This is a genomic window from Actinoallomurus sp. NPDC052308, from assembly GCF_040679195.1.
GTDB lineage: Bacteria > Actinomycetota > Actinomycetes > Streptosporangiales > Streptosporangiaceae > Actinoallomurus > Actinoallomurus liliacearum.
In genome coordinates this window covers 1,102,054-1,109,524 of sequence record NZ_JBFAUM010000001.1, presented here as the reverse complement: position 1 = coordinate 1,109,524, position 7,471 = coordinate 1,102,054, and the positions used below count along the sequence as shown (strand labels likewise).

Sequence of the window (7,471 nt, the reverse complement as noted above, 5' to 3'; positions counted from 1 at the left end):
TGGGGGCGCCCGCCCCGCCCCCGCCGCGCCCCGGGGCGGCGGCCCCCCGGGGCCCCCCCCGCCCCCCCCCCCCCACGACGCGAGCACGACTCCGAAGAGCCCGCTCAGACCTCTCCGCCTCATCACGATCCCCCCCGAGACGGAGAGGCTAGACTCCGGCGCTCGCGGTCACCGCCCGACGCGCGGGTCCTTCACGCCGATTTGACGGTCACTCTTCGCCGCCGCCGGCGTCCATCGACTCGTAGATCTCCTTGCACTCCGGGCATACCGGGTACTTCTTCGGGTCACGGTTGGGCACCCAGACCTTGCCGCACAGCGCGATCACGGGAGTGCCGCTGACGGCGCTCTCCATGATCTTGTCCTTCTGCACGTAGTGCGCGAACCGCTCGTGATCACCGTCGCCGTGGGAGAGATCAGGCCTGGTGTCGCTCTCCGGAAGGATCTTCGTACTCACGTGCTCAGTTTAGTGACGGATCCTCGGGAAACGTCGCGACGAAGGCGAGTTCACCGCCCTGGCGGCGCAGAACGGCGGGCCACAGCCCGTCCGGCTCCTCCGCGAACACGTCCCCGGACTCCGCCGAGAGTACGTACCACGCGCCCTCGTCGATCTCCGACTGAAGCTGACCGGTCCCCCAGCCGGCGTAGCCCGCGAAGACCCGCAACCGGGCGACCTCCGGGGCGAGGATCTCCGGTGGCACGTCCAGGTCCACGAGGCCGACTCTGGCCACGGCCGGGCTGCCGTTCAGCGCCCGCCAGCCGAGCGGCTCGTCGGTGCCCGGGACGTGCGCGAGGGCGAGCGCGCTGTCGAGCGCGACCGGCCCGCCCTGGAACACCACCGACGGGCCGGTCACCAGCTCCGACCAGGGCGGAAGGACCTGGTCGACCGGCACCTCGGTCGGCCGGTTCAACACGACGCCGAGCGTGCCGCCCTCCGGCTCGTGCTCCACGATCAGGACCACACTGCGCCGGAAGTTCGGGTCGGCCAACTGCGGCGTCGCTACGAGCAGCCGACCGGTGGAAATGCCGTCGTCCATGCCTTCATCATGCTTTGCTCGGGAGCGGAGGGAACACAGGACGGTCGGGTCGGTCGGTTACGCGCGCGAGGAGCGTGGGTAATCGGCAGAATACCGGCGTAGATCATCACCCCCCGGAGGATGCGATGCCGCTGTCGAGGGTCGCGATCGCGGCCGTCTTCTTCATCGTGGGGGCGCTGATCGTGTTCCCGATGCTCACGGACTCCTCGCCGCCCTCCCGGGCGGCCGGCAGCACGCCCGCCCCCGGCGTCAGCGTCTCCGCGACCACGAGCCCGAGCCCGACCAAGAGCTCCCGGCCCACGCACAAGGCGTCTCCGACCCACAAGGCATCGCCCACGCACTCGCCGACGCACGGTTCGATCGGGGAGCCGTTGCCCTCCGCCGGCTCGTCCGCGCCGCTCAAGGTCCAGATCGGCAAGGTCCGCTGCCCCGGGCGTACGGTCCAGGTGTCGGTCGTCAACGGCAGCGCGCAGGCCGAGGACTACGCCATCCTGACCGACGGGTCGATCTCGGTGGCGGACCGCATCCCGGCGGGCGCGACCCGCAGGTCCACCGTCAACGTCGGGGAGGACCGCACCACGACCGTCGCCGTGACCTGGCGCAACCTGCCGGTGCAGAGCGTCGACCGGCACGCGAACTGCGTGCGGAAGACGTCGGACCAGACGCTGCCGCACACCGGCCCCGACAGCGGGATGATCGTCGCGCGGGTCGCCACCGGCGTCGCCGCCATGCTGACCGGCGTCATCATCTTCTGGTACGGCCGCCAGTGGCCGCGCCGCCGGGGCAAGATGTTCGACCGCTGAGCGGCGCCCCGTTCCCTCGGCGAGCCACGGCCGCGCCGGCGGAGCAGCGCCCGGACCTCCGGCCGGCCCGTCCGGAGCGGGCAGGCGCCTTCGAAGGCCGCCGCCGGGTGGACGGACGTCTCGCCGCGCCCGCCCACCCGGCGGTCAGGTCACTTGGCGCCGCCGGCGGCCTTCTGCACGGCGGCGGCGACGGCGTGGGAGACGTCCGCGTGGAAGACGCTCGGCACGATGTAGTTCGGGCCCAGCTCGTCGTCGGTGACCACGTCGGCCAGGGCGCGCGCGGCCGCCAGGAGCATGTCCTGCGTGACCGTGCGGCTCTGCGCGTCGAGCAGCCCCCGGAAGACGCCGGGGAAGGCGAGCACGTTGTTGATCTGGTTGGGGTAGTCGCTGCGGCCGGTGGCGACCACGGCGGCGTGCTCGCGGGCGGCGGCCGGGTCGACCTCCGGGTCGGGGTTGGCCAGCGCGAACACCACGGCGTCCTTGTTCATCGTCGCGATGTCGTCGCCGCTCAGGATCCCCGGGGCCGAGACGCCGATGAACACGTCGGCGCCGCGGACGGCGCCGCGCAGGTCGCCGGTGTAGCCCTCGGGGTTGGTGTTCTCGGCGATCCAGCGGAGCGAGTCGTCCAGGTCGTCGCGGCCGGTGTGGACCGCGCCGTGGTAGTCGCACACGACCAGGTGCTTGGCGCCGGCGTGCATCAGCAGCTTGAGCACGGCGTTGCCGGCCGCGCCCGCGCCGGCCAGGGCGATGCGCACGTCGGCGAGGTCCTTGCCGACGACCCGCAGGGCGTTGGTCAGGGCCGACACCACGACGATGGCCGTGCCGTGCTGGTCGTCGTGGAAGACCGGGATGTCGAGCAGGTCACGGAGCCGCCGCTCGACCTCGAAGCACCGCGGCGCGGAGATGTCCTCCAGGTTGATCCCGCCGAACGCCGGCGCGAGGATCTGCACCGTACGGACGATCTCGTCGGTGTCCTGCGTGTCGAGGCAGATCGGCCAGGCGTCGATCCCGGCGAAGCGCTTGAACAGCGCCGCCTTGCCCTCCATCACCGGCAGGGCCGCCTCCGGCCCGATGTTGCCCAGGCCGAGGACCGCCGACCCGTCGGTGACCACCGCGACGCTGTTCCGCTTGACGGTCAGCCGCCGGACGTCCTCCGGGTTGCGGGCGATGGCGAGCGAGACCCGGGCGACGCCCGGGGTGTACGCCATGGACAGCTCGTCACGGTTGCGCAGCGGCACCTTCGACTGCATCTCGATCTTTCCGCCGAGGTGCATGAGGAAGGTACGGTCGCTGACCTTGTGGATGGAGACGCCGTCGAGGCCCTCGAGCGCGTCGACGATCTCCTGGGCGTGCTCGGTGTCGCGGGTGGCGCAGGTGACGTCGATGCGGAGCCGGTCGTGGCCCGCGGGGGTCAGGTCGAGCGCGGTGACGATGCCGCCCGCGCCCTCGACCGCTCCGGTGAGCTGGCTTACGGCCTTGCCGCCCGCCGGCACCTCGAGGCGAACGGTGATCGAATAGGACACGCTCGGCACGGTGGCCACGTCAACTGCTCCTTTGTGAGGCGAGAGTCCGCACGCCAATGGTGTCATCCCTGCGTACGAGGCGACGACGAAGGTCAGCTCACCGCGTGCGCCGCCGTCACGACCATGTCGACACAGGCAGCCGCGGCCAGCCGCGTACTGTCGATGACCAGATGATAAAGGCCGGGATCGGCCGGGTCCGCCCGGTAGAAATGTTTGACGTACGCGGTTCGTGCCCGGTCGTTCTCGGTGAGGAGACGCTCGGCCTCCTGCGCGGACAGCTCCATCGACTCCTGGACGCGGGCGATCCGCCGTCGCCGTGGGCCGTCGAGGCGGACGTGCAGCGCGGCGGGATGGTCGGCGAGCACGACCTGCGCGGCGCGGCCGAGGATCACCGCGCCCTCGCCCCGGTCGGCGACCTCCTTGATCACCTGCTCGGTGTGGTGGACGAACTCCTCTTCGGGGACGACGCCGCGCTGCGGAAGGTGGACGTCCATGCCGCCGAGCGTGACGTTCGGCAGGCGCGCGGCGTCGGCCAGGAGGCGGCCGAGCCCGTGCTCGGCGCGGTCGTCGTGGGCGAGCGCCTCCTCGAGCGAGCAGCCGAGGTCGGCGGCCACGGTGTACGGGATGGCGCGGTCGATGAACGGCACGCCGAGGTGCTCGGCGACCGCGGGGCCGATGGCGCTGCCACCCGCCCCGAACGTCGCGGAGATCGTGATGACTCCGGTCATCACCCGCCCCTCCCGTCGAGGAAGGTCAGAAGAGTGCCGAGGCGAGCTTCCGCCGGGCACGGGTCACGCGCGGGTCGTCCGGCGGCAGGACGTCGAACAGCGCGAGCAGGTGCTTGCGGGCCACCTCCCGCTCGTCGCCCGCGGTCCGGCGCACCGTGGCGATGAGGCGGTCGAACGCGTCGTCGATCCGGCCCTCCACCAGCTCTAGGTCGGCCGCCTTGACCTGGACGGCCGCGTCGTCGGGTCGGTCGGCGGCGTCCTTGCGCACCGTCGCCGGGTCGTACGACTGGGCGCGGCGCTGCAGGTCGACCAGTGCTAGACCGCTCTTGGCGACGGGGTCGTTCGGCGCGGTCTCCAGGATCCGCCCGAACGCCGTGGCGGCGCCGTCGAGGTCGCCCCGCTGCAGGGCGGCCTCCGCCTCGATCTCCAGCGGATCGGCGGCCGGCTGCTGGACGGCGTCGTCCGCGCCGTCGTCCTCGGGCAGCAGGCCCTGCTGGCGGAGCGCCGCGAAGAGCTGGTCCAGCACCTGGCGTACCTGCGGCTCGGGGGCGGCGCCGTTGAGAACGGGGAGCATCTGGCCCGCGACCACGGCCGCGACGAACGGGATGCCCTGCACGCCCATCCGGGCGAGCTGCTGGCCGAGCGCGGGGTTCGCGTCGATGTCGACCTTGGCGAGCACCCAGCGGCCGTCCGCCTCATTGGCGAGCTTCTCCAGGATGGGGCCGAGCTGCTTGCACGGCTGGCACCAGTCGGCCCAGAAGTCCACGAGCACCGGCACGTTGCGCGACCGCTCGACGACCTCGGTGTTGAACGTCGCGTCGGTCACGTCGATGACGTGTTGCGAGGAGTCGTCCGAGGCTCCCGAGGCCGGGCGCTGCTGCTGTCTCTGGGCCGCGGCACGCCGCGCGCCGAGGTCGATCGCGCCGTGCAACGAGAAGTCCGATGACGTCATGTGTCCATCCTGCCGCATGCACCGCCGAACGAATACGCGTGGCCGTCACGTAATCGATCAAGCACCCTCAATGATCACTCGGGTACGTTCCGTGGCCGCCGCTCCGGGGTGATCCGGCGACATCAGAAGCGGGCGGGCTCGGAGTAGTCGCCCCACTCCTCGCGCAGCGCGCCGCAGATCTCGCCGAGGGTGGCCTCGACCCGTACCGCGTCCAGCATGGCGGGGATCAGGTTGTCCTCGGTCCGGGCCACCTCGGTCATCCGGCGCAGCGCGGCGTCGACGGCCGCCTGGTCCCGCGTCCCACGCCGTTCGGCCAGGAGACGGTTCTGCTCGCGCTCGACCTCGTGCCCGACTCGCAGGATCTCCAGCGGCTCCTCGATCGACTGGGTGTGGCAGTTCACCCCGACGATCTTCTTCTCGCCCTTCTCCAACTGCTGCTGGTAGGTGAACGCGGCGTCGGCGATCTCGGCCATGAACCAGCCGTCCTCGATGCCGCGCAGGATGCCGCCGGTGATGGAGCCGTCCGGGCTCATGTCCTTGATCCGGGCGAAGATCCGCTCGGCCTCCTCCTCGAGGCGGTCGGTCAGCGCCTCGACGTACCAGGAGCCGCCGAGCGGGTCGACGACGTTGACGACGCCGGTCTCCTCCATGATCACCTGCTGGGTGCGCAGGGCGATCTCGGCGGCCTTCTCGCTCGGCAGCGCCAGGACCTCGTCGAGGGCGTTGGTGTGCAGGGAGTTCGTGCCGCCGAGCACCGCGGCGAGCGCCTCGACGGCGGTGCGCACGACGTTGTTGTCGGGCTGCTGGGCGGTCAGCGAGACGCCGGCGGTCTGGGTGTGGAACCGCAGCCACTGCGCCTTCTCCGACGTCGCGCCGTACACGTCGCGCATCCAGCGCGCCCAGATGCGGCGTGCGGCGCGGAACTTGGCGATCTCCTCGAAGAAGTCGACGTGGGAGTCGAAGAAGAACGACAGGCCGGGCGCGAACCGGTTGACGTCGAGCCCGCGGGACAGGCCGAGCTCGACGTAGCCGAAGCCGTCCGCGAGCGTGAACGCCAGCTCCTGCGCGGCCGTCGAGCCGGCCTCCCGGATGTGGTAACCGGAGACGCTGAGCGGCTTGTACGCCGGGATGTCGCGCGCGCAGAACTCCATGAGGTCGCCGATGAGGCGCAGGTGCGGCTCCGGCGCGAAGAGCCACTCCTTCTGCGCGATGTACTCCTTGAAGATGTCGGTCTGCAGGGTGCCGTCGAGCCCGTGGACGTCGACGCCCTGGCGTTCGGCCGCGACGAGGTACATGCAGAAGATCGGCACCGCCGGACCGGAGATGGTCATCGAGGTCGTGATGTCGCCCAGCGGGATGCCGTCGAACAGCACGTCCATGTCGGCGGCGGAGTCGATGGCGACGCCGCAGTGCCCGACCTCGCCGAGCGACCGGGGGTCGTCGGAGTCACGGCCCATGAGCGTCGGCATATCGAAGGCGACGGACAGGCCGCCGCCGCCCGCGCCGAGGATCATCTTGTACCGCTCGTTGGTCTGCCGGGCGTTGCCGAAGCCCGCGAACTGGCGGATGGTCCAGGTGCGGCCGCGGTAACCCGTGGCGTACAGGCCGCGCGTGTAGGGGAACTCCCCCGGCCAGCCGATGCGCTCGAACCGGGGATCCGCGGCCGGCGGCCCGTACACCGGATCGACCTCGAGGCCGGAGAGCGTGGTGAAGTCGGCGTCGCGTCGGCGGGAGCCCCGGGAGGTCGGTCGGGGTCGGTTGGTCGGGGAAGAGTCGTACCTCGCCTGCCAGCGACGACGACCCTCTTCGATGTCCCGCATGTCCATGAGCGCTCCTCAGGCCGGTGGCTCTCCCTAGATACTAGGATGTCCTAGTATCTAGCCGCCAACCAGTCTGATGGCGGAGAGACGCGGCCTACTCCTCGAAGTCGCCGGCGGCGACGCGGAGGCCGCGCAGCGTCTCGAACATCCGCTCCAGGTCCTCCGCGTCGTACGCGCCCAACCCGAAGTCCGCGGCGAGGAGGTCGGCGGTCGCGCGCTCGACGGTCTCCCGGCCGCTGTCGGTGATCTCCGCGAGCACGCCGCGGCCGTCGCGGGGGTTGGGCCGGCGCCGGACGTACCCCTGGCGTTCCAGCCGGTCGATGATGTTGGTGACGCTCGTCGGGTGCACCATCAGCCGCTCACCCATCCTCGACAGCGGCAGCGCGCCCTTGCGGCTGAAGGTCAGCAGCACGAGCGCCTCGTACCGGGCGAACGTCAGGCCGTACGGCTTCAGCAGGGCGTCGAGCTCGGCGATCAGGATGGCCTGCGCCCGCATGATCGAGGTCACCGCCAGCATGGCGGGCGACCGCCCCCAGCGGCGCTCCCAGAGATCTCCGGCGCGGGCGATCGGATCGAAAGGCAGGTTGAGCGGCTTGGCCACTCACATACGT

General features: G+C 71.3%; 8 protein-coding genes. 1 reads left to right on the top strand and 7 read right to left on the bottom strand.

Going from position 1 to position 7,471, the window contains the following annotated elements:
- Window positions 1–208: 208 nt before the first annotated feature.
- Window positions 209–454, bottom strand: a complete 246-nt coding sequence (locus tag AB0L00_RS05590) for a DUF3039 domain-containing protein (protein WP_364392443.1) — start codon at window positions 452–454, stop codon at window positions 209–211.
- A 4-nt stretch (window positions 455–458) separates the two neighbouring features.
- Window positions 459–1,034: a YqgE/AlgH family protein gene (locus AB0L00_RS05585; RefSeq protein ID WP_345359824.1), complete on the bottom strand. Its 576-nt coding sequence runs from the start codon at window positions 1,032–1,034 to the stop codon at window positions 459–461.
- 125 nt (window positions 1,035–1,159) lie between these two features.
- Here AB0L00_RS05585 and AB0L00_RS05580 point away from each other — a divergent pair, with 125 nt between their 5' ends.
- Window positions 1,160–1,837, top strand: coding sequence for a hypothetical protein (locus tag AB0L00_RS05580; protein ID WP_364428750.1), 678 nt, complete (start codon window positions 1,160–1,162; stop codon window positions 1,835–1,837).
- Between the two features lie 149 nt (window positions 1,838–1,986).
- Here AB0L00_RS05580 and AB0L00_RS05575 read toward each other — a convergent pair whose 3' ends face one another.
- From AB0L00_RS05575 to AB0L00_RS05555, 5 genes are all read right to left on the bottom strand, one after another.
- Window positions 1,987–3,378 (bottom strand): NAD-dependent malic enzyme, encoded by a 1,392-nt coding sequence (locus AB0L00_RS05575; protein WP_364428747.1) that lies wholly within the window; start codon window positions 3,376–3,378, stop codon window positions 1,987–1,989.
- 74 nt (window positions 3,379–3,452) lie between these two features.
- Complete coding sequence (locus AB0L00_RS05570; protein ID WP_364428744.1) at window positions 3,453–4,088, bottom strand: cytidylate kinase-like family protein; 636 nt, start codon at window positions 4,086–4,088, stop codon at window positions 3,453–3,455.
- Window positions 4,089–4,113: 25 nt separating this feature from the next.
- Window positions 4,114–5,040 carry a tetratricopeptide repeat protein gene (locus tag AB0L00_RS05565; protein ID WP_364428741.1) on the bottom strand — a complete coding sequence of 309 codons (927 nt, stop codon included), beginning with the start codon at window positions 5,038–5,040 and terminating at the stop codon, window positions 4,114–4,116.
- Between the two features lie 122 nt (window positions 5,041–5,162).
- On the bottom strand, window positions 5,163–6,866 hold the full coding sequence (locus AB0L00_RS05560; RefSeq protein WP_364428738.1) for a methylmalonyl-CoA mutase family protein: 1,704 nt from the start codon (window positions 6,864–6,866) through the stop codon (window positions 5,163–5,165).
- 88 nt (window positions 6,867–6,954) lie between these two features.
- Window positions 6,955–7,461 (bottom strand): MarR family transcriptional regulator, encoded by a 507-nt coding sequence (locus AB0L00_RS05555; RefSeq protein WP_364428735.1) that lies wholly within the window; start codon window positions 7,459–7,461, stop codon window positions 6,955–6,957.
- Window positions 7,462–7,471: the final 10 nt, after the last annotated feature.